General features: G+C 67.4%; 15 protein-coding genes and 1 tRNA gene. 9 read left to right on the top strand and 7 right to left on the bottom strand.

From position 1 onward, the window contains the following. Nucleotides 1-7 precede the first annotated feature (7 nt). Genes J1M43_RS14245 through J1M43_RS14275 form a run of 7 tightly spaced genes read left to right on the top strand, consistent with a single transcriptional unit; the run spans nucleotide 8 to nucleotide 12,186 of the window. The gene (locus tag J1M43_RS14245; protein ID WP_206477085.1) at nucleotides 8-949 is read left to right on the top strand and encodes an ABC transporter permease; all 942 of its coding nucleotides are present in this window, start codon (nucleotides 8-10) and stop codon (nucleotides 947-949) included. Then, nucleotides 946-2,820 carry a dipeptide/oligopeptide/nickel ABC transporter permease/ATP-binding protein gene (locus tag J1M43_RS14250; protein ID WP_206477086.1) on the top strand — a complete coding sequence of 625 codons (1,875 nt, stop codon included), beginning with the start codon at nucleotides 946-948 and terminating at the stop codon, nucleotides 2,818-2,820. Before J1M43_RS14245 ends, J1M43_RS14250 begins: the two co-directional genes overlap by 4 nt. After that, entirely contained in the window at nucleotides 2,814-3,668 is an 855-nt protein-coding gene (locus tag J1M43_RS14255) for an ABC transporter ATP-binding protein (RefSeq protein WP_206477405.1), read from the top strand. The genes J1M43_RS14250 and J1M43_RS14255 overlap by 7 nt, the downstream gene beginning before the upstream one ends. After that, complete coding sequence (locus J1M43_RS14260; RefSeq protein WP_206477087.1) at nucleotides 3,665-6,097, top strand: glycoside hydrolase family 3 protein; 2,433 nt, start codon at nucleotides 3,665-3,667, stop codon at nucleotides 6,095-6,097. The genes J1M43_RS14255 and J1M43_RS14260 overlap by 4 nt, the downstream gene beginning before the upstream one ends. Beyond that, nucleotides 6,094-7,620, top strand: a complete 1,527-nt coding sequence (locus J1M43_RS14265) for a glycoside hydrolase family 43 protein (protein ID WP_206477088.1) — start codon at nucleotides 6,094-6,096, stop codon at nucleotides 7,618-7,620. The genes J1M43_RS14260 and J1M43_RS14265 overlap by 4 nt, the downstream gene beginning before the upstream one ends. Beyond that, nucleotides 7,617-10,409, top strand: coding sequence for an alpha-L-rhamnosidase (locus tag J1M43_RS14270; RefSeq protein ID WP_206477089.1), 2,793 nt, complete (start codon nucleotides 7,617-7,619; stop codon nucleotides 10,407-10,409). The genes J1M43_RS14265 and J1M43_RS14270 overlap by 4 nt, the downstream gene beginning before the upstream one ends. A gap of 13 nt (nucleotides 10,410-10,422) precedes the next feature. Beyond that, nucleotides 10,423-12,186 (top strand): DUF5605 domain-containing protein, encoded by a 1,764-nt coding sequence (locus J1M43_RS14275; RefSeq protein WP_206477090.1) that lies wholly within the window; start codon nucleotides 10,423-10,425, stop codon nucleotides 12,184-12,186. Between the two features lie 10 nt (nucleotides 12,187-12,196). On the opposite strand, the gene J1M43_RS14280 is transcribed toward J1M43_RS14275, so the two are convergent. The 4 genes from J1M43_RS14280 to serS all read right to left on the bottom strand — a co-directional run bounded on the left by J1M43_RS14280 (nucleotide 12,197) and on the right by serS (nucleotide 15,800). After that, nucleotides 12,197-13,438: an LCP family protein gene (locus J1M43_RS14280; RefSeq protein WP_206477091.1), complete on the bottom strand. Its 1,242-nt coding sequence runs from the start codon at nucleotides 13,436-13,438 to the stop codon at nucleotides 12,197-12,199. A gap of 53 nt (nucleotides 13,439-13,491) precedes the next feature. Beyond that, nucleotides 13,492-13,576 (bottom strand) — tRNA-Ser (locus J1M43_RS14285). Between the two features lie 44 nt (nucleotides 13,577-13,620). Next, complete coding sequence (locus J1M43_RS14290; protein ID WP_033105230.1) at nucleotides 13,621-14,451, bottom strand: HAD family hydrolase; 831 nt, start codon at nucleotides 14,449-14,451, stop codon at nucleotides 13,621-13,623. Further along, entirely contained in the window at nucleotides 14,448-15,800 is a 1,353-nt protein-coding gene (serS, locus tag J1M43_RS14295; RefSeq protein WP_206477092.1) for a serine--tRNA ligase, read from the bottom strand. The genes J1M43_RS14290 and serS overlap by 4 nt, the downstream gene beginning before the upstream one ends. Before the next feature lie 58 nt (nucleotides 15,801-15,858). Between serS and J1M43_RS14300 the strand changes: the two genes are divergently transcribed. Then, nucleotides 15,859-16,857 (top strand): diacylglycerol kinase family protein, encoded by a 999-nt coding sequence (locus tag J1M43_RS14300; RefSeq protein ID WP_206477093.1) that lies wholly within the window; start codon nucleotides 15,859-15,861, stop codon nucleotides 16,855-16,857. Nucleotides 16,858-16,874: 17 nt separating this feature from the next. Here the strand turns inward: J1M43_RS14300 and J1M43_RS14305 are convergent, their stop codons facing one another. The 3 genes from J1M43_RS14305 to J1M43_RS14315 all read right to left on the bottom strand — a co-directional run bounded on the left by J1M43_RS14305 (nucleotide 16,875) and on the right by J1M43_RS14315 (nucleotide 19,475). Next, nucleotides 16,875-17,678 (bottom strand): hypothetical protein, encoded by an 804-nt coding sequence (locus J1M43_RS14305; RefSeq protein ID WP_206477094.1) that lies wholly within the window; start codon nucleotides 17,676-17,678, stop codon nucleotides 16,875-16,877. A gap of 63 nt (nucleotides 17,679-17,741) precedes the next feature. Continuing rightward, a complete protein-coding gene (gene cls / locus J1M43_RS14310) occupies nucleotides 17,742-19,196 on the bottom strand; it encodes a cardiolipin synthase (RefSeq protein WP_206477406.1) in 1,455 nt (484 codons plus the stop codon). 102 nt (nucleotides 19,197-19,298) lie between these two features. Then, nucleotides 19,299-19,475 carry a hypothetical protein gene (locus tag J1M43_RS14315; protein WP_200880944.1) on the bottom strand — a complete coding sequence of 59 codons (177 nt, stop codon included), beginning with the start codon at nucleotides 19,473-19,475 and terminating at the stop codon, nucleotides 19,299-19,301. A 114-nt stretch (nucleotides 19,476-19,589) separates the two neighbouring features. Here J1M43_RS14315 and J1M43_RS14320 point away from each other — a divergent pair, with 114 nt between their 5' ends. Beyond that, nucleotides 19,590-20,717: a DUF4192 family protein gene (locus J1M43_RS14320; RefSeq protein WP_033105235.1), complete on the top strand. Its 1,128-nt coding sequence runs from the start codon at nucleotides 19,590-19,592 to the stop codon at nucleotides 20,715-20,717.

A 20,717-nucleotide genomic window follows, 5' to 3' on the forward strand; every position in this document is an offset into this window, starting at 1 on the left:
GCGCAGCATGCTCATGTTCATCGCGCGCCGGATCCTCGCCGGCGTCGTCCTGCTCTTCGTCATCTCCGTGGTGACGTTCGGGCTCCTCTTCCTCGACAGCGCGAACATCGCGCGCCGCATCCTCGGCCAGAACGCGACGGAGGAACTCGTCGCGCAGAAGTCTGCCGAACTGGGACTCGACCGGCCGCTCGCGGTGCAGTACTGGGACTGGCTGACCTCTGCGCTGACCGGCGACCTCGGCCGTTCCTGGTTCAACGGACAACTCGTGTCGGTGAGCCTCGGGGGCAGACTCAGCGTCAGCCTTTCTCTGGTCATCGGTGCGACGGTGATCTCCGCCATCCTCGCGATCGTGCTCGGCGTCCTCGCCGCTCGCCGCGGAGGCTGGGTCGACGCGCTCGTGCAGCTGCTCTCCGTGCTCGGCTTCGCGATTCCCGGCTTCCTCATCGCGTTGTACCTGGTGCTGCTCTTCGCGATCAACCTGCACTGGTTCAAGGCGACCGGATACATCCCGATCACGGACTCGTTCGGCGGTTGGTTGAGCTCGGTCACCCTCCCGATCGCCGCGCTCTCCCTCGGCGCGATCGCCGCGGTCGCGCAGCAGGTACGCGGATCCGTCGTCGACGCCATGTCGCGCGACTACGTTCGCACGCTTCGCTCGCGTGGACTCTCCAGCAACAGCGTCGTCTACAAGCACGTCCTCCGAAACGCAGGCGGTCCGGCACTGGCCGTACTCGCCGTGCAGTTCATCGGACTGCTCGGCGGAGCGGTCATCGTCGAGCAGGTCTTCGCCCTGCCGGGGATGGGCCAGCTCACGGTCTCGGCCACCACGCAGGGCGACATCCCTGTCGTCATGGGGGTCGTGATCGCCTTCGCCGTGATCGTCATCATCGTGAACCTCGTCATCGACCTCGCGCAAGCCGCGCTCAACCCGAAGGTGCGACTCTCATGACCGCTATCGAGGCTCCCCCCGCCGTTGCGACACCTGTGGCGAAGACTTCATTGCTCCGCCGCCTGATCAGGAGGCCGGTGTCACTCGCCTCCTTGGTGTTCCTGGTGCTCATCGCGATCATCGCGATCATCGGCCAGTGGATCGCACCGTTCGATCCGAGCGCGGCATCATTGCAACTCGTCCTCGCTCCGCCGAGTGCAGACCATCCGCTGGGGGCGGACAGCGCGGGTCGAGACGTGCTGTCACGCCTTCTCGCCGCGACGCAGATCACCCTCGCCGCCGCGCTCGTCGCCGTCGTGACCGCACTGCTGCTCGGTGTCGTCTCCGGCCTCATCGCCGGCTACTATCGCGGGTGGTTCGACTCCGTCGCCTCCTGGATCACCTCGCTGGTCATGGCGTTGCCCGGGATCGTCGTGCTGCTCGCGGCGCGCGCCGTGCTCGGCCCGAGCGTCTGGCTGGCGATGCTCATCTTCGGCATACTGCTCGCCCCTGCCTACTACCGGCTCGTATACGCGGCCGTGTCCGGCGTGCGCGGCGAGCTCTACGTCGACGCGGCCCGCGTCTCCGGCCTTTCGGACATGCGCATCATCGGCCGCCACATCCTGTCGGTCGTCCGCGCACCGATCATCATCCAGTCGGCGATCATCGCCGGGATAGCGATCGCCATCCAGTCCGGACTGGAGTTCCTCGGACTCGGCGACATGAGCGTCCCGACTTGGGGCGGGATGCTCAACGACGGCTTCGCGAACATCTACAAGCAGCCCCTTCTGATGCTGTGGCCGTCTCTCGCGATCGCTCTCACCTCGGTGGCGCTGACTCTGCTGGCGAACGGGATGAGGGACGTGCTGGAGCGCACCGTGGCACCTCGCCGTCGCCGTCGCCGCGCGGTGACGACGGCGACGGGATCCATCGCCGCGGTGACCACGTCCATGAGCCTCTCCGGAGGCGACGTCGATGCCCTCGAGGATTCGGCACCGCTTCCCGTGATCGGCGAGACGATCGTGCACCCGGATGATGAGAGCACTGCGCAGCTTCCGTCTGCACCCGTGCTGTCCGTCTCCGACCTGCGCGTGGGCTACGAGCAGACGGACGGCGCGGACGTCGAGGTCGTGCACGGCGTGTCCCTGCAGATCCGCAAGGGCGAGGTCCACGGTCTGATCGGCGAGTCGGGATCGGGCAAGACGCAGACCGCGTTCGCCGTGCTGGGTCTGCTGCCACGGGGCGGACGCGTCACAGCAGGATCGATCGAGTACGAGGGAACGCAGCTGGCCGATGCCTCGGAGCGCGTCTACTCCGCCATCCGGGGCAAGCGCATCGGCTACATCCCGCAGGAGCCGATGAGTAACCTCGACCCGTCGTTCACGATCGGGTACCAGCTGGTCGAACCGCTGCGCAAGCACTTGGGGTTGTCGAAGAAGGACGCCGCCGACCGCGCACTCGGGCTGCTCGATCGCGTCGGCATCCCGAACCCGAAGCGCACCTTCGACGCCTACCCGTTCGAGGTGTCGGGCGGGATGGCGCAGCGTGTCCTCATCGCCGGCGCCGTCTCGACGGATCCCGATCTCATCATCGCCGACGAGCCGACGACGGCGCTCGATGTGACTGTGCAGGCCGAGGTCCTCGACCTGCTGCGCGACCTGCAGCGCGAGCGTCAGATGGCGATGCTGCTCGTCACGCACAACTTCGGTGTCGTCGCCGATCTGTGCGACCGGGTGACCGTCATGCAGCAGGGCCTGTTCGTGGAACAGGGACCCGTTCGCACCATTCTGGGCGCCCCGGCGCACGCATACACACAGACTCTGCTCGACGCGATCCTCGACGAGGGTCCGGCCCGCGGCCCGCTCACCAGCACAGCAGGAGGACGATCGTGACCACGCTCCTCGAGGTCGAAGACCTCCACGTCACCTATCCGGGAAAGGGCTTCCGCGCCCAGCCCTTCCATGCCCTCAAGGGCGTCTCTCTCGACATCCGCCCTGGCGAGACCGTCGGCCTGGTCGGCGAATCCGGCTCTGGCAAGACCACGCTCGGCCGGGCCGTGCTGGGTCTCGCTCCGATCACGCAGGGTTCCGTGCGCTACGACGGACAGGAGATCGGGCAGCTGGGCCGCCGAGAACGTCGCGCGCTCGCCAGCGAGATCCAGGTCGTGTTCCAGGATCCGTACTCGTCGCTGAACCCCTCCATGACGATCGCTCAGATCCTCGCGGAGCCGCTCACCGCGCGCGGCGTCCCCGCCAAACAGGCGAACATGCGCGTCGCAGACCTGCTCGATCGTGTCGGCCTTCCGAAGGATGCTGCCCGTCGGCTGCCTCGCGAGTTCTCGGGCGGGCAGCGCCAGCGCGTGGCGATCGCCCGCGCGCTGGCGCTGGACCCCAAGCTCATCGTCTGCGACGAGCCGGTATCAGCGTTGGATCTTTCCACACAGGCGCGCGTTCTCGACCTGTTCATCGAGATCCAGGAGCGCACCGGTGTCGCATACCTCTTCATCTCGCACGACCTCGCGGTCGTCCGTCACATAAGTCACCGAGTGGCAGTGATGTACCAGGGCGAACTCGTCGAGACCGGCGACGGCGATCAGGTCACCGCGCGCCCACAGCACCCCTACACGCAGCGACTGTTCCTCGCCGCCCCCGTCCCCAACCCAGATGCCCAGCAGAAGCGTCGCGTCGACCGCCGCGCGCTCATCGACGCGCAGAAGAACTCAGAAGGAGCAGCCGCATGACTGCCGCACGCCCGGAAACAGCCTCACACCCAGAGACGACGGCGCACCTCGTGCCGCTGCTCGAGCGTCTCACTCTCGAGCAGAAGGCCGCCCTCGTGCAGGGGGCCGACTTCTGGACGACTGTCCCCATGCCGGAGATCGGGCTCCGTTCGCTCACTCTCTCCGACGGCCCCGCCGGTGTACGCGGGCCACGATGGGACGAGCGCGAGCCCTCTCTCAACATGCCTTCAGGATCGGCTTTGGCCGCCTCCTGGGATGTCGATCTGGCGTACCGCTACGGCGCGGCCGCCGCATCTGAAGCTCGCCGCAAGGGAGTCGATGTCGTGCTGGGGCCGACGATCAACCTCCACCGCTCCCCACTCGGCGGCAGGCATTTCGAGTGCTTCAGTGAAGACCCGGAGCTGACCGCTGAACTCGCAGCCGCCTACGTTCGCGGACTCCAGGACAATGGCGTCGCCGCGACTCCCAAGCACTACATCGCGAACGACTCCGAGACCGACCGGTTCACGGTCGACGTGGAAGTCGACGAACGCGCACTGCGTGAGCTCTACCTCGCCCCCTTCGAGCGCGCCGTCGAGGCCGGGGCGTGGTCGATCATGAGCTCGTACAACGCGGTCGACGGGGTGACGATGACCGAGAACGATCTGTTGGAGTCGCCACTGAACAGTGAATGGGGCTTCGACGGGGTCGTCGTGAGCGACTGGACAGCCGTGCGGTCGCTCGATGCCGTGGCCGCCGCTCAGGATCTCGCGATGCCCGGCCCCGCGCCGGCGTGGGGCGACCTCGTCGCAGCCGTTCGCGACGGTCGCGTCCAGGAGGCGGACATCGACCGCAAGGTGCTGCGCATCCTCCTTCTCGCCGAGCGCGTCGGTGCACTCGAGGGCAGCCGACCTGTCCACCCTGCAGCCATTGATGGTCCCGCATTCGTGCGCGCGGCGTCGGCTGAAGGATCAGTGCTCCTGCAGAATGACGGCATTCTTCCCCTGCAGTCCGGTGCTCGTTCCATCGCCGTCATCGGTCACAATGCCCGCGAGGCGCGAACGCAGGGTGGCGGGTCGGCGACGGTCGTACCAGAAGAAGTCATCTCGCCGCTCGATGCGATCCGTGGTGCCTTCGCCAGTGCCGACGTGCACTACGAACTCGGCGCCGTCGTGCAGGAGGGCGTCTCCGAGATCCCGCTGACCGCGATCGTCAATCCCGTCACGGCTGAGCCCGGTCTGCGCGTGACTTTCCGCGACGCGAACGGCGATGCGCTGTTCGCGGAGGATCGTCGCGCGACGGCGCTGGTCTGGTTCGGCGGTGATGCTCCGATCGGAGCGAGCCGCACTGTCGTGCTGGAGACCAGGTACACGCCGGCGGAGTCCGGAGAGATACAGCTCGGGTTCGCCGGCGCCAACCCGGGGCGACTGTTCGTCGACGGCACTTTGGTCCTCGATGACTCACCGGTCCTCGAAGGCACCGATCTCGGGGCTGCATTCCTCAACCCTCCGTCGCTGACCACACCGGTTCAGGTGCAGGCGGATCACGCGATCGACATCCGCGCGGAGTTCACCCGAGAGTCGCACGGCGCGCTCGCAGGTGCGCTGAGCGTGACTCTCGGCATCGCCCCGGAGCGCACGGACCCGGATGCCCTCATCGCACGCGCAGTCAGCGCGGCGGAGGCCGCCGAGGTCGCGATCGTCGTCGTGGGAACGAACTCGAAGGTCGAGTCCGAGGGCTATGACCGCGTCGATCTCGATCTTCCCGGCCGCCAGGACGATCTGGTGCGCGCCGTCGCAGCGACCGGAACTCCGACGATCGTCGTCGTCAACGCCGGCTCTCCCGTCGTCCTGCCCTGGGCGAGCGAGGTCGCGGCGATCCTGCAGGGATACTTCGGCGGGCAGGAGTTCGGTCATGCGATCGCCGACGTCCTGAGCGGTGCCGCTGAGCCCGGTGGCCGTCTTCCCACCACATGGCCGGCTTCGCTCGACGACGTCCCGGTCTCAGAGGTCACCCCGACCGACGGTCGGCTGGTGTACCGCGAAGGACTACATATCGGTTACCGGGCGTGGCTCAAGGATGCGGTCGAACCCGCATTCCCGTTCGGCCACGGACTCGGTTACACCTCGTGGGCGTGGGCAGTGGCGCAACGTCAGGACGACACCGTCGAGGTGACGCTGTCCAACACCGGTCAGCGGTCGGGCAAGCAGGTCGTCCAGATCTACGCCGAAGCACCCGACTCCGCTGTCGAACGCCCCGCGCGATGGCTCGTCGGCTTCGCGGTCGTTCACGCCTCACCTGGACAGACGGTGACGGCCACGGTGCCCGTGCCGGCTCGTCGACTTGCCCACTGGGCGGGCGAATGGGTGGTCGAGCCGGGGCGTTACACGCTGCGAGCCGGCTCCTCGGTCGCCGAGCTCCCGCTCAGCGTCGATTGGAACGTCGCGTGACCACTCTCTACAACCCGCTCCTGAACGGGTTCCATCCCGACCCCTCCGTCGTGCGGGTCTCCACTGACGAGGGCGACGAGTGGTATCTCGCCACCTCGACGTTCGAATACCTGCCCGGCATCCCGATCCATCGATCCCGCGACTTCGAGACCTGGGAGCTCATCGGCCATGTCGCCACTGCGCCCGGTCAATTGGCTGTCGAGGACGTGCCGACGGCCGGAGGCGCGTGGGCGCCGACCATCAGGCACCGAGACGGAACCTTCCATCTCGTCATCACGGACGCCATGGGCCGAGGAATGCTGCACTTCACGGCTGCCGACGCCGCCGGCCCGTGGAGTGACGGCGACCTCATCCTGAAGCAGGACGGGTCGGGATCGCTCGACGGCATCGACCCTGACATCGCGTGGGATGCTGACGGCACCGTCTACATCACCTACTCCGGGCTGATCCTCGGTGGCGAGAACTCCGGACAGCACCTCGGCATCCAGCAGGTGACGGTCGATCTCGATCGACACGTCGCACTGGAGGAGCCTCGATCCGTGTGGTCCGGCACCGGCGGGCAGTTCCCCGAAGCGCCGCACCTGTACGAGGTCGACGGACGCTGGTACCTCATGATCGCCGAAGGCGGCACGGAACGCGGCCACGGCATCTCGATCGCGCGTGGCCCCTCCCCCGTCGGCCCCTTCGAGACCGCACCGCAGAACCCCCTTGTCTCCGCACGTTCGACGATCCGCCCTGTGCAGAACACCGGGCACGGCGACCTCGTCGTCGGGCCGGACGGTGACTGGTTGTGCGTGCTGTTGGGTGTGCGACCGCGGAGTATGACGCGTGCTTTCTCAGCGCTGGGTCGGGAGACCTTCGTGACGACAGTGCGCTGGGAGGACGACGGCTGGCCGGCGATCGATCCTGTTCATCTGAACACTCGTCCCGGCACACGCGTGGACGTGGACTTCGCGTCGGATCAGCCCCTCGACCGCGAATGGATCGCTGTACGCGCGACACCGGCATCCATCGCCGATCTCGATTCCCGCCCCGGCGACCTCGTCCTCCACGGCACCGGCCGGACCCTCGATGACCCTCACCCGACCTTCCTCGGCCGCCGCCAGGAGCACCTCACGAACGCCGCCACCGTGCGCGTTGATGTGAGTGCGGGCGTCGGCGGCGTGGCTGTGCGCTACGACGAGCATTTCCATGTCGAGGTCGAGGCGGGCGATGGGACACTGACAGCCCGCGCCGTCGTCGCCGGCCTCGTCCAGGAGTGGACAGTGCCGCTGACGACGACAGCACTCGACCTGCACATCGATTCACGAAAGCCGGAGGCCGCAGCGGGATTCCCGCGCACCAGTGACGTGTTCCACCTCGGTGCGACGATCGACGGTGAGCGCATCGAACTCGCGCAGATCGACGGACGCTTCCTCTCCTCCGAGACCTGCGAGTCCTTCACCGGACGAGTCATCGGCGTCTACGCCGTCTCCGGAGACGTCGCGGTGCAGCGCTGGACCGCAGAAGGAGACGACGAATGACCGCTGCCGCACACATCTCGGGGCTGCGCGCGGAACTCCGCGACGACACCGCCTTCGTCGCGACCCGCACGCCTCGGCTCACCTGGACGGTGGCCGACGGGTCCGGCGGTTGGCTGCAGGCGGGGGCAGAACTGAGCGACGGTCGAGAGACCGTCGCTCTCGATGGACGCGACAGCGCACTGATCGCGTGGCCGTTCACGCCGTTGACTGCCGGCGAGGTCCGTACGGTACGGGTGCGCGCACGCGCCGCATCCGGCGCAGAGACCGACTGGAGCGACCCGCTGCGCGTCGAGGCCGGATTCCTCGACGACGGAGAGTGGGTGGCGCGCCCCATCGGACTGGCAGCGCCGGAACGAGAAGCACAGCCCGCAGTGGTGCGCACGTCATTCCGGATCGACCGACCGATCGAACGCGCCCTGCTGTTCTGGACGGCACTCGGCGTCGCCGAACCCGAGGTCAACGGCACAGCGGTCTCCGAAGACGTCCTCTCCCCGGGTTGGACGTCGTATCGCGACCGTCTCGTGCACGAGACGGTCGATGTCACATCCCTCCTCCGCGAGGGTGAGAACAACCTCACCGCCACGATCGCGGGCGCCTGGTACACCGAGAAGTACGGCTTCTACGTCTTCACCGACCGGTTGTACGGCACACAGCCGTCGTTCCTGGCCCAGCTCCGACTGACCTATGCCGACGGCACCACCGCGACGATCGCAGCCACCGGCGAAGAGTGGCAGGCGGCCGGTGACGGCCCCGTCGTCGACAGCGGAGTCTATGCCGGCGAGCACCAGGACGTGCGTCGGATCGCCTCGCACTGGACACCCGTCAGGGTCGGCGCCGCGGCGCTGCCCGGCTATGAGAATGTGCCGATCCCGGAGGCGAGGATCGCCCCTCCGGTGCGACGCATCGAGACCGTCGCTGTGGCCGACGTCATCACCACCCCATCAGGCAGCCGCATCCTCGACTTCGGTCAGAACCTCGTCGGCCGTCTGCGCATCCGCGTGCGCGGCGAAATCGGCGATCGCCTGATCGTCCACCATGCCGAGGTGCTCGAGGACGGCGAGCTTTCGCTGCGTCCGCTGCGCAACGCCGCAGCGACCGCTACGTTCGATCTCTCCGGCTCTGATGACGTGCTCGAGTCACGGTTCTCCTTCTACGGCTTCCGGTACGCGCAGCTGACCGGTGTCGACGTGGATCCGGCCGACATCGAAGCAGTCGTGCTGCACACGGACATGACGCGGACGGGATGGTTCGAGGCCTCCGATCCGCTGTTGGACCGCCTGCACGAGAACGTCGTGTGGGGCATGCGCGGCAACTTCCTGTCGATCCCCACCGACTGCCCCCAGCGCGACGAGCGGCTCGGTTGGACAGGCGACATCCAGGTCTTCTCGCCGACGGCGAGCTTCCTGTACGACTGCAACGGGTTCCTCACCTCTTGGCTGCGAGACCTCGCGCACGAGCAGAAGCACCACCATGGATCGGTGCCCCTCGTGGTGCCGGCTGCACTGCCGGGTTTCGGAAGCGCCGACAGCGCCACTCCCGCTGCCTGGGGCGATGCCGCCACCGTCGTGCCGACGGTGCTGTTCGAGCGGTTCGGCGACCGCGACGTCGTCGCAGGCCAGTACACGAGCATGCGCGACTGGGTCGATGCCGTCCTTCGGGATGCCGGAGACAGCGGACTCTGGGCAGGGAGGATGCAGCTGGGCGACTGGCTCGACCCTGCAGCGCCTCCTGACAAGCCGGGCCAGGCGAAGACCGATTCCGACATCGTCGCGACCGCGTATCTCGCGCGATCGCTTCGCCAGGTCGCCGACGCGGCGGCGCTGCTCGGATTCGACAAGGATGCGACGACGTACGGCACCCTCGCAGAGCGCAGCCGTTCGGCATTCGTGTCCGAGTACGTCACCCCGGGCGGTCGCATGATGAGCGATGCCGTCACCGCCTACGCACTCGCGCTGGAGTTCGATCTGGTGACGGATCCCGATCTGCGCCGCGCGCTCGGCGACCGTCTCGCGGCACGCGTCCGCGAGGGCGGCTACCGGATCGGCACAGGTTTCGTCGGCACTCCGCTCGTCGCCGACGCGCTCACCGGGAGCGGGCACCTCGCCGCCGCAGAACGACTGCTGCTGCAGACCGAATGCCCGTCGTGGCTGTATCCGGTCACGCAGGGCGCGACGACCGTGTGGGAGCGGTGGGACTCGCTGTTGCCGGACGGCACCGTCAACCCGGGCGAGATGACATCGTTCAACCACTACGCGCTGGGTGCTGTGGCCGACTGGCTGCATCGCACGGTGGCAGGGCTTGCACCCGCCGAGCCGGGCTACCGCCGCCTGCGGATCGCCCCGCGCCCACTCACCGCGCTGACGCATGCAACCGCACGTCACGAGACACCGTATGGAACGGCATCCGTCTCCTGGCGTCGCGTCGGCGGCGACTCGGCCGAGATCATCGTGACCGCTGTCGTCCCCGCCAATACGACGGCCGAGGTGTCCGTGCCCGGCGCGCCAGATGAGGTCGGCGCCGGGACGCACGAGTGGCGCTATCGAGCCGAGTCCGCACCCGACCGCCCGGCGCTGTCCGGACTCGATGCCCCCCTGTCGGACGTCATCGACGATGAGCGGGCGTACCGTGCGCTGCTCGACACGCTCGCTGAGATCGATCCGGCACGGGCCGAAGCCGTGCGCGTCGACACCGTCTGGGGCACCGGTCGCACTTTGGCCGGCGCCCTCATGTTCACCCCACCGGACGCGCTCGCTCGCGTCGACGCCGCTGTACGAACCGCCACCGCCTGACCAGAGGAATCACATGTTCGATCGCGCATCCACCTTCGGCGACACACTCGACAGTCCGCTCGGACGCGCCGTCCTCGAGCGCCATCTTCCCGGCATCGCCGCGTCGCCGATGGTGCAGCAATACAGCGGCGTGCGTCTGGGACAGCTCGTCGCATTCGTCCCCGAGCTGGAGGATCCAGCCGCGCGCGAGCGACTGTGGGCAGCGCTGGCAGAGGTCGGCGACGGCGAGAAGCGAGCGCCGTACGCTCCGGCGATCGCTGCGGATGCCGCGTACGAGGGCGACGCAGTCGTCCGGGGTTCCGCGACGATCACGCTGCCCGCTTTCGTCGCGCTGTGGGATCCGCTGGAAATCCGCATCGCCGGCCCGTCGCACGGAAACCCATTCGTCGATGTGGAGCTCGAAGCGGTCTTCACCCGTGCTGACACGGAGGTGCGGGTCGGCGGCTTCTATGACGGCGACGGGGCATACGTCGTCCGTGCGCTTGCCGACGTCGAGGGCCTGTGGACTTTCGAGACCCGGTCGACGGCGCGTTCGATGGATGGCCTCACCGGCTCGGTGAAAGTCAGAGAGGCGCGCGATGGCGCGCACGGACCAGTGCGCGTTGACGGCTTCCATTTCACCCACGCTGACGGCACCCGCCACCGGCCGCTCGGCACCACCGCGTATGCCTGGACGCATCAGCCTGATGCCCTCCAGGAGCAGACCCTCGCGACATTGACCGAAGCACCGTTCACGAAGATACGCATGTGCGTGTTCCCGAAGTCGTATCTGTACAACGCGAACGAGCCCGACGATTTCCCATTCGTCGGCTCGCTCGCCGACGGCTTCGATCTCGAACGGTTCGATCCACAGCATTTCCGCCGGCTCGAGAAGCGGATCGCCCAGTTGGGGGCGCTCGGCATCGAGGCCGACCTGGTCCTGTTCCACGCGTACGACCGCTGGGGTTTCGCCGACCTCGGCCCGGCGGTCGATGAACGCTATCTGCGCTACCTCGTGCGGCGGCTGTCCGGCTTCGCGAACGTGTGGTGGTCGATGGCGAACGAGTACGACCTGCTGTGGTCGAAGGACACCCCCGACTGGGAGCGCCTGGCCGCCATCGTGGGGGAAGAGGATGCTTTCGGGCATCTGAACTCGATCCACAACTGCCGCCCGTTCTACGACTACAGCGCCCCTTGGATCACGCATGTCAGCGTGCAGCGCGTGGACGTGTACCGCACGGCCGAGAACACGGATGAGTGGCGCGAACGCTGGGGAAAGCCCGTCGTCATCGATGAATGCGCCTATGAGGGCGACATCGATCAGGGCTGGGGCAACATCACCGGCGAGGAGATGGTGCGCCGATTCTGGGAGGGCGCGGTCCGCGGCGGATATGTCGGGCACGGCGAGACCTACCTGCCTGACGCACTCGGGCTCGACGACGACGTCCTGTGGTGGTCCAAGGGTGGCGAGCTGCATGGGAGCTCGCCTGAGCGCATCGGCTTCCTCGAAGGGCTCATCGCCGAGGCGCCAGCCGGAGTATGGGACCCGCTTCCCAGCGACTGGGACGTGCCGTGGGGCGGTTCCGACCGCGTTCGCGTGGGCTACTTCGGCTTCAACCGTCCCCGGTTCCGCAATCTAGTGCTGCCTGAGGGCGCGTGGAGGGTCGAAGTGATCGACACGTGGAACATGACGATCGAGCAGGTGCCCGGCACTCATCCCGCCGGGTCCGTGCGCGTGGAGCTGCCCGGTCGGCAGTTCATGGCCGTTCGGGCGACCCGCGTCGACGACGCACGCTAGGGGCAGCGCCCTACTCGCGGACGTTGCCGTTCGAGCAGGTCTGTTGTGCGGCCGAGTTGCCCTTGATCGAGTCCGGCAGGGCGACGGCGGTATCCGTCGGCGCCGGAGTCTCTGTGCCGGTCCCGCTCTCAACGGGAGCGGTGGGCTCCTGGACCACGACACCGTCGTTCTCGGTGTTCTGGTATGTGACCTGCAGCTGCTGGTTAGCGTTGATCGCGTCCCACATCGCCTGCGCGGCCTCCGTGTTCGCGGCGACCTTGTTGGGGTCGTCGGAGTCCGTGAACGTCGGGTACTGAAGGAACACGATGTCCTCGAACGGCACGTCCTTGACCGCGAGGGCGATCTGGACGATCGTCATCGGGTTGGTCAGGGAGGTACTGGCCTCGAGGTTGCTGAGTGCGGTGTTGGCCAGGCGCAGCATGACCGGGACGTTGCCGAGAACTTCGCCACTGATGAGCTTGCGGGACAGGCTCGACATGTACTGCTGCTGGTTGCCGATGCGTCCCAGGTCGCTGCCGTCGCCGACGCCGTGGCGGGTGCGCAGGAACTGCAGTGCTTGGAGCCCCTCGACCGTGTGCGTTCCGGCAGCCATGTCGAGACCGGTGAAACGGTCCTTGATGGGAGTGGCCAGGCAGACGTCGACGCCGCCGATGGAGTTCGTGATCTCGATCACACCACCGAAGGTGACGGATGCCGCGAACTCGATGTCCTGGCCGGTGATCTCGGTGATCGTCTTGGCGACGCAGTTGAGGCCGCCGTCCGTGTACGCGCCGTTCAGCGGCTGCTTGCTCATCGCCGACGCGACGCTGCCGTCCTCACGCGTGCACTCCGGAATCGGGAGCATCAGGTCGCGCGGGAAGCTCACCGCGGTGATGCGACGCGGCTCTTCGGAGACATGCACGAGGATGTTGACGTCGTTGAGGTTGCCCGCAGCATCGTCGCCGGTGCACCTGTCGCCGAACAGCTGTGCGTAAGCCTCTTCACACGTGTCGGTTCCGACGAGCAGCATGTCGAACCCGCCCTCGTACTCGCTGATGTCCGGCGGAACAGGCTTCTGCCCTTCGAGTTCGACAGCGTCCGCCGTGGCCGTACCGTACAGATCGCTCACGACGAAGGCACTGACACTCACCCCGCTCACCAGCACGACGGCGAGCGCGATGCCGATGATCTTGAGAAGCTGATTGATCGGGCCCGGGGACCGCAGCTGGCCGTGGCGGGCCACAGTCCTGCGGCGACGGATCTTCTCGCTCACTCAATGCCTTTCGAGTCTGTTGCAGTCGGGGGTGCCGCAGTCAGCTCATGATGCGGAGGGTGTGGGATTCGAACCCACGAGACATCTCTGCCCACTGGTTTTCAAGACCAGCTCCATCGGCCACTCGGACAACCCTCCATCGACGGACGAATCCGCCGATCAGTGGTCGAGTCTAGCCGGTTTCATTGTCTCGTCCCCACCTGGGGGACCGCTGGATGATCCACCAGCGTGTCCAATGCGAGCGCGAGTCCGCCGACTTCGACGTCTGCGGTGACTTCACCCGCAGCATCCTTGACCTCGTCGACCGCCTGCCCCATCGCCACGGCACGACCGCCGATGCCGAGCGCCCAACTGAACATGCCGAGGTCGTTGCGGCCATCCCCGGCGACGAACACATTGGGGCCGCGCATGCCGAGTTCGGCATACACACGCTCCAACGCCGTGCCTTTGTCGACTCCCTGCGGGGCGATGTCGAGCCACGCGGTCCAGCCGATCGCGTACGAGACCTCGTTGAGTCCGGCATCCGCTACCAGACGATGGAAGTCGTCCTCGCTGTGCCCCGGCGAGACCACGACCACACGCGACACCGGCTCGGCGCCGAGCTCATCCAGCTCGACCATGCGGCCGCCGTTGAGCGTCCAATCGTCGAGCTCACCCGTGAACAGGCGCTGCCCGGTCGCGAGTTCGACCATGTAGTGCGCCTCCGGCAGTCGCTCGGTGAGCAGCGCGAGAACCGCAGTCGGGTCGAACGTCTCGACGTGCCAGCGTTCCCATGCTTCGCCGACGCGGCGCATCGTCACGGCGCCATTCGAGCACACGACGAACTCCGGGGTGATCTCGAGCGCGTCGAGCCAGCGCTCCGTGGCCATCCAGCTTCGCCCTGTCGCGATCGTCACGAAGTGACCGGCATCGCGCACGCGCGCGACTGCCTCCGGCACGCCGGGGCTCATCGTCTCGTCCTGCAGGATGATCGTTCCGTCGACGTCGAGGCCGACGAGCCAGGCAGCCGTCACTTCGCCGCCTGCCGAAGTGTCCCCTGCGCATCCCGAAGCGTCGGCTCCAGAACTTCCACCCCGCCGAGGTACGGCCGCAGGGCCTCTGGCACGATCACCGAGCCGTCCGGCTGCTGATGCGTCTCGAGCAGCGCGACGATCCAGCGGGTCGTCGCGAGTGTTCCATTGAGAGTCGCAACGTGCTGTGTCTTCGCCGTGGCCCCGTCCTCCGCCGCGCTCCCTGAGCCTGTCGAAGGGCGGTGCCGCACGTCGAGGCGACGCGCCTGGAACGTCGTGCAGTTGGACGTCGAGGTGAGCTCCCGGAACGCGTCCTGCGTCGGAACCCACGCCTCGATGTCGTACTTGCGCGCGGCGCTGGAGCCGAGGTCGCCGGCAGCGACGTCGATCACCCGGTACGAGAGTCCGAGAGCGGTGAGCATCTGCTCCTGAAGCGCGACGAGGCGCAGGTGCTCCGCCTCAGCGTCGTCCTGGGTGGTGTAGACGAACATCTCGAGCTTGTTGAACTGGTGCACCCGGATGATGCCGCGGGTGTCCTTGCCGTAGGAGCCGGCCTCGCGGCGGTAGCAGGTCGACCACCCTGCGTAGCGCAGTGCGCCACCGGAGAGGTCGACGATCTCGTCCTTGTGGTACCCGGCGAGCGCGACCTCGCTGGTGCCGACCAGGTACAGGTCGTCGTCCTTGTCGAGGTGGTAGACCTCGTCAGCGTGCTCGCCGAGGAACCCGGTGCCCTGCATGATCTCCGGACGCACCAGCGTCGGGGTGATCATCGGCACGAAGTCGTTCTGCAGCGCCTTGTCGAGCGCCATGTTCATCAGCGCGATCTCGAGCCGCGCTCCGATGCCGCGGAGGAAGTAGAAGCGCGAACCGGACACCTTGACGCCGCGCTCCATGTCGATCGCGCCGAGCAGTTCGCCGATCTCGAGGTGGTCGCGCGGGCCGTTCGGGAACGATGCCGGATCGAAGGTCGGCGCCTCTCCGACGCGGCGCAGCTCGACGAAGTCCGCTTCCCCGCCTGCCGGCACGCCGTCGATCACGACGTTCTCGATGGGGGCGAGAGCGGATGCCGCGGCATCCGCCGCCTCGTTCGCCGTCTGCTGCGCCCGCTTCACGCGCTCGGCGAGTTCCTTCACCTGCGCGACGAGGGCGGCCTTCTCATCCTTGGGAGCCTTCGCGACCTGCTTGCCGAAGGCGTTCTGCTCTGCACGCAGATCTTCGAACGCGCTCAGCGCTGCCCGACGCGATCGGTCGGCCTCGATCGCCGCATCGACGGTGGCGGCGTCGTGGCCGCGCGCGATCTGCGAGCGGCGGACGAGGTCGGGCTGGTCGCGGAGAAGGGCGAGGTCGATCATTCATCAAGTCTACCGGGGGTGCATGCCGGCGCTGAGGCGGGGACGTAGAGTGAACGGCATGCCGAAGAGCGCCTCCCCACAGAGCCGGGCCGCCCTCGTCTACAACCCCATCAAGGTCGACGAGAAGCGCCTGCGCTCCGCTGTGCGCGAGCTGTCGAAGGACGCGGGGTGGGCCGCGCCGTCCTTCCACCAGACGACGATCGAGGATGCCGGGCAGGAGGCCGCACGCGCCGCCATCACCGATGGCGCTGATGTCGTGCTCGTCGCCGGCGGTGACGGCACCGTGCGGGCGGTCGCCGAGGCGATGGCCAGCACCGGGATCCCCCTGGCGATCATCCCCAGCGGCACGGGCAACCTGCTCGCACGCAACCTCGGACTCCCCCTCGCCGTCCCTGAGGCGATGATCCGTGCCGCTCTCGGTGAGTACCGGTATCCGATCGACATCGGCTGGGCCGCTCTCACACGCGAGAGCGGCGAGACGACCGAGCACGCTTTCGTCGTGCTCGCCGGCATCGGCCTGGACGCCGACATGATCGCCAACACGCGTCCCGACCTGAAGAAGTCCGTCGGCTGGGTGGCGTACGTCGACGGGGCCGCGCGATCACTCCCGAACGCGAAGCCGTTCCGGATCGTCTATCAGATGGACGAGTCGCGACTGCATTCGACCAAGGTGCACAGCGTGCTCTTCGCGAACTGCGGCACGCTGCCCGCCAGGATCGCCCTTATCCCGTCGGCGTCGATCACCGACGGCGAGATGGATGTCGCGATCATCCAGCCGACCGGCCCCTTCGGATGGCTCGGGGTGTGGCGAAAGATCTGGTGGGACAACTCGGTGCTGCGCAGGTTCCGCGCCGGGCGCCTGGTGCTGCAACGCCGTGGCAGGGACGCGTCGGTGCGCTACCTGCGCGGCAAGGTCGCCGAAGCCGCCGCCACGCAGCCGACACCGATCGAACTCGACGGCGACGAGTTCGGTGAGGCCGTGCGGATCCGCTGCCGCATCGCCCCCGGCGCTCTGCTGCTGGCGCTGCCCGAGGGGCATCCCGTCGATTCTCTCTGAGCGCGCGGCGAGCTGCCTCAGCCTTTGATCACCGAGACGGTGCCGTCGAGGTTGCCGCCGACGAGCGTCAGGACGAACTCGCCATCGTCCTGGTCGTCGTCATCGCTGCCGTCATCGTTGCCCTCATCGCTACCGTCATCGCTGCCGTCATCACTGCCGAACGCGAGCACGGTGGCTCGCGGCACCATGTCCATCGTGCACACCCCGTCTTCCGTCATGAACGTGACGGTGGCACCACCCTGCTGCTCTTCGACGCTCTCGACGATCGGTGGGCAGGTGGATGAGCCCCAGGTGAGCAGCACCGCACCGTCGTCGTCGTCGAACCAGCCGGCGCTCGGTGCGTATTCGGTGGAGCTGCCGGGCGTCCCGGTGAGCGCGGAGTTGCCGTCGAGATCGACGTCGTCGGTGACGTCGCCGACCGTGACGACGAACTCGACGTCCTTGGTCGGATCGACGCCCTCAGGCATGCCGCCGACGCTCGCACGCGGTGCGAGATCGGCCGTGCACGCCTGCTCCGCACCGTCCGAGCTGGGCGGGTCGACCAGCGAGACGGTGACCTTCTGCCCGTCGGCGGTGACCTCATCCACGATCGGAACGCACGTCGACGACCCCCACGTGACGATGGCGAACATCCGGCCGTCGTCGAGCCAGGCCGCCTCGATGTCGTCCTCGGCCGGCGGCGCGGTCGCACTGCCCGAGTCATCCGGCGTCGCGCTGCTGGTCGGCGTCGATGAGCCGGGCGATGTCGCACAGCCAGCGACGAGCAACGCCGCGGCGAACAGGGTCGATGCAGCAAGGACGAGACGCGATGGCGTGGTCATGCCATCAGAGTAGCCGTCGCTCGCCGCTGTGTCAGCGTCGAGACGTCGGGGAATGCGACAGGCTCACTGCAGCGCGGAGGTGAGCCTGGCGAGGTTGTCGAGCACGGTGGAGCGCAGAGGCTGCTGCAGCCACTCCTCCAGGGTGAGTTCGCGGCTCAGCGCACGGTACTGGTCTTCGACAGCCCGCATCTCGGCGACGAACTCCTCGCCTCGCACCAGCATCGAGATCTCGAGATTCAGGCCGAAAGAGCGCATGTCCATGTTGCTCGAGCCGATGACGGCCACCTCATCGTCGATCGTGAGGCTCTTCGTGTGCAGGATGTACGGCCTGCGGTACATCCAGATGCGCACGCCCGCGCGCAGCAGCGCCTCGTAGTAGCTGCGCTGCGCGTGGTAGACCACCGCCTGGTCGCCCTCCTCGGACACGAACAGCTCGACCGCGACGCCGCGGTCGCATGCGGCGTTCACTGCGAGCAGCAGTGCCTCATCCGGAACGAAGTACGGACTCACGATCATGATCTTCTCGCGCGCCGCGTAGAGCAGCGCGAGGAAGAGTCGCAGGTTGTTCTCGACCTCGTAACCGGGTCCGGAGGGGACGATCTGGCAGTCCAGGTCTCCACTGCCGATCTCGGCCCGCGTGATGTCGATCTCGGCGAGCACCTCGTCGGTCTCGCTGTACCAGTCGCTGAGGAATATCGCGTTGATGCTGAGCACGATCGGTCCGTCCACACGCACCATCAGGTCGACCCAGTGCAGTCCGCGCTTGATGTTCTTGGGCAGGTTGTACGTGGAGTCCGTGACGTTCTGCGATCCGACGAAGGCGAGCGTGCCGTCGACGACGAGTAGCTTGCGGTGGTTGCGCAGATCGGGGCGCTGCATCCGGCCCTTGAGCGGCTGCATCGGCAGCATCAGCTGCCAGTCGGCGCCCATCGCGTCGAGTCGCTTGATGGTGTCGCGATAGCGGGGCTTCCAGCGGTTCGCCCAGTGGTCGAGCAGCACCCGCACGGTGACACCGCGCGCCGCGACCTCTTCGAGAGCGCGGAAGAAGTTGTCGGTCGCGTCATCCGACTGCAGGATGTAGAACTCCACGTGCACGTAGTCGTCCGCGGTGCGGATCGCCTCCGCCATCTCATCCAGTGAGCTCTGGTAGTCGCTGATCAGATGAGCGCCGTTGTCTCCGGAGATCGGCAGTGCGCCGAGCTTCTGGTTCATCGCCACGATGGGCGGGAACCACTCCGGGGCATTCGGGCGGAGCGTGCCGAAATGCAACTGGTGGCTCGTCTCATCGATGTAGGCATTGATCTGATCCTGTTTGCGTCGTCGCGCTCGAGGCAGACGCGGATTGCCGATGACGAGGAAGAGGATCACCCCGATGTAGGGGATGAAGAACACGGCGAGCAGCCACGCCATCGCAGCGGTCGGACGGCGGTTGCGCGGAATGATGATGACCGCCGTGATGCGGATCACGGTGTCGATCACGATCGCGATGCCGAGAACCCACCACGGCCATTGCTCCATGCGACTCACCCCCGACATCCACCGCGCGTGCTCGCCGAATGCGGCGCCAGCCTCAGCGTAGCCGGTGCGGACGACAGCGCTCGGCAGGTGCGATCGCAGGGATCAGGAGGCGCGAGGCGGGAGGCCGCGCGCTGCGCGCTCCTGCGCCTCGATCCGCGCGTGCGTTTTGCGCTCGGTCCGGTCGGAGCGGACGATCCCGCGTATCACGATGTAGAAGACCACGCTGACTCCGATCGTCGGCAGAAGCGACCACGCTGCGGCGACCCAGAAGCTGTCCATGCCTCCATCGTACGCCGTCGCCACGCTCCCTCGACTCGTCCTCCACATCGGGGAACCGTTGATCCACCCTGTGCACAGCCGTTCGCACGCCTCCTGATCGGCCACACTCACGGCATGAACACAGTCCTCCGCGCCACAGATTCCGCCGAGTTCCTCGGCCTCGTCCCGTCCCTCGCCGGGTTCACACCACGGCGGAGCATCGTGCTGCTGCCTTTCCAGCGCTCCCGCGCACACGGCGCGATGCGCATCGACCTGCCGCGAGACGGCGTCGACCTCGACGAGTACGTCGACACCGCGATCGGTCTGGTCTCGCAGGTCAGAGGGACGGATGCCGTCGCCGTCGTCGTGTACACCGACGAGGCGCCACAGCACACCCCTGATGGGATCGTGCTGCCGTCGAGCATCGTCGTCGACGAACTCCTCGGCCTCAGCGAAGACCTCGGCATGCACATCGTCGACGCCCTCTGCGTCACCCCTGAAGGGTGGGCGAGCTACCTGCACGATGAGCCGACCCTGCATCCGATCGCCGATATTCCGGCACCCGTGTCGATTCCGGGGCTGGCCGATGTGGCGGGCGACCAGGATTCCGGCACGGCGCTGCCGGTCGTCGATCTCGCGGAGAAGGAGCGGGTCGGCCGTGCACTGCTCGAGATCTCCGATCTGCTCGCTCATGAACATCTGGGGCTCTCCGACCGTGCACGCACGAACCCGCAGGCGATCGCCGCATCCGTGGTGCTCGAAGATCTGCCGCGCTTCTTCGAAGACCTGCTCGACTCGCCGGAGAATCTGCCGCCGTTCGCCACGGCCGCACTGCTGTGGTGCATGCAGCGGCCACGGTATCGCGATGTGGCACTGCTGCAATGGGCGACCGACCTGCGCACCGGGAAACGGGCACTGACCGCACAGCTCGCCTACGCCGCGGGCGGAACGACAGTACCCGACCATCTGGGCGAGATCTTTCTCGGGCGCGGTCCTCGCCCCGACGTCGATCGGCTCAGGGTCGCGTTGACGATCGCACGAGGCGCCGCCGCCCGCGCGCCCCGCGCATCGCGGCCGGCGCCGCTCACGGCCGCAGCCTGGCTGTCCTGGGCGCTCGGCCGTTCCTCGCACGCCGCCCACTATCTGCGGCTCGTGAGCGAGATCGATCCCGAATACTCGCTCGCCTGCCTCATCGGCAGCATGATCAATGCGGCACTGCTTCCGCAGTGGTCATTCCACCGCGGCGAGGCGGTCGAGAGGTGA

Source organism: Microbacterium sp. KRD172, assembly GCF_017168295.1.
In the GTDB taxonomy this organism is placed as follows: Bacteria; Actinomycetota; Actinomycetes; order Actinomycetales; family Microbacteriaceae; genus Microbacterium; species Microbacterium profundi.

Coding starts and splice junctions, on each gene's coding strand:
- cls (WP_206477406.1), bottom strand. CDS start 19,196: ATGGAGCAATGGCCGTGGTGGGTTCTCGGCATCGCGATCGTGATCGAC.
- J1M43_RS14275 (WP_206477090.1), top strand. CDS start 10,423: ATGTTCGATCGCGCATCCACCTTCGGCGACACACTCGACAGTCCGCTC.
- J1M43_RS14245 (WP_206477085.1), top strand. CDS start 8: ATGCTCATGTTCATCGCGCGCCGGATCCTCGCCGGCGTCGTCCTGCTC.
- J1M43_RS14260 (WP_206477087.1), top strand. CDS start 3,665: ATGACTGCCGCACGCCCGGAAACAGCCTCACACCCAGAGACGACGGCG.
- J1M43_RS14270 (WP_206477089.1), top strand. CDS start 7,617: ATGACCGCTGCCGCACACATCTCGGGGCTGCGCGCGGAACTCCGCGAC.
- J1M43_RS14305 (WP_206477094.1), bottom strand. CDS start 17,678: ATGACCACGCCATCGCGTCTCGTCCTTGCTGCATCGACCCTGTTCGCC.
- J1M43_RS14300 (WP_206477093.1), top strand. CDS start 15,859: ATGCCGAAGAGCGCCTCCCCACAGAGCCGGGCCGCCCTCGTCTACAAC.
- serS (WP_206477092.1), bottom strand. CDS start 15,800: ATGATCGACCTCGCCCTTCTCCGCGACCAGCCCGACCTCGTCCGCCGC.
- J1M43_RS14320 (WP_033105235.1), top strand. CDS start 19,590: ATGAACACAGTCCTCCGCGCCACAGATTCCGCCGAGTTCCTCGGCCTC.
- J1M43_RS14315 (WP_200880944.1), bottom strand. CDS start 19,475: ATGGACAGCTTCTGGGTCGCCGCAGCGTGGTCGCTTCTGCCGACGATC.
- J1M43_RS14250 (WP_206477086.1), top strand. CDS start 946: ATGACCGCTATCGAGGCTCCCCCCGCCGTTGCGACACCTGTGGCGAAG.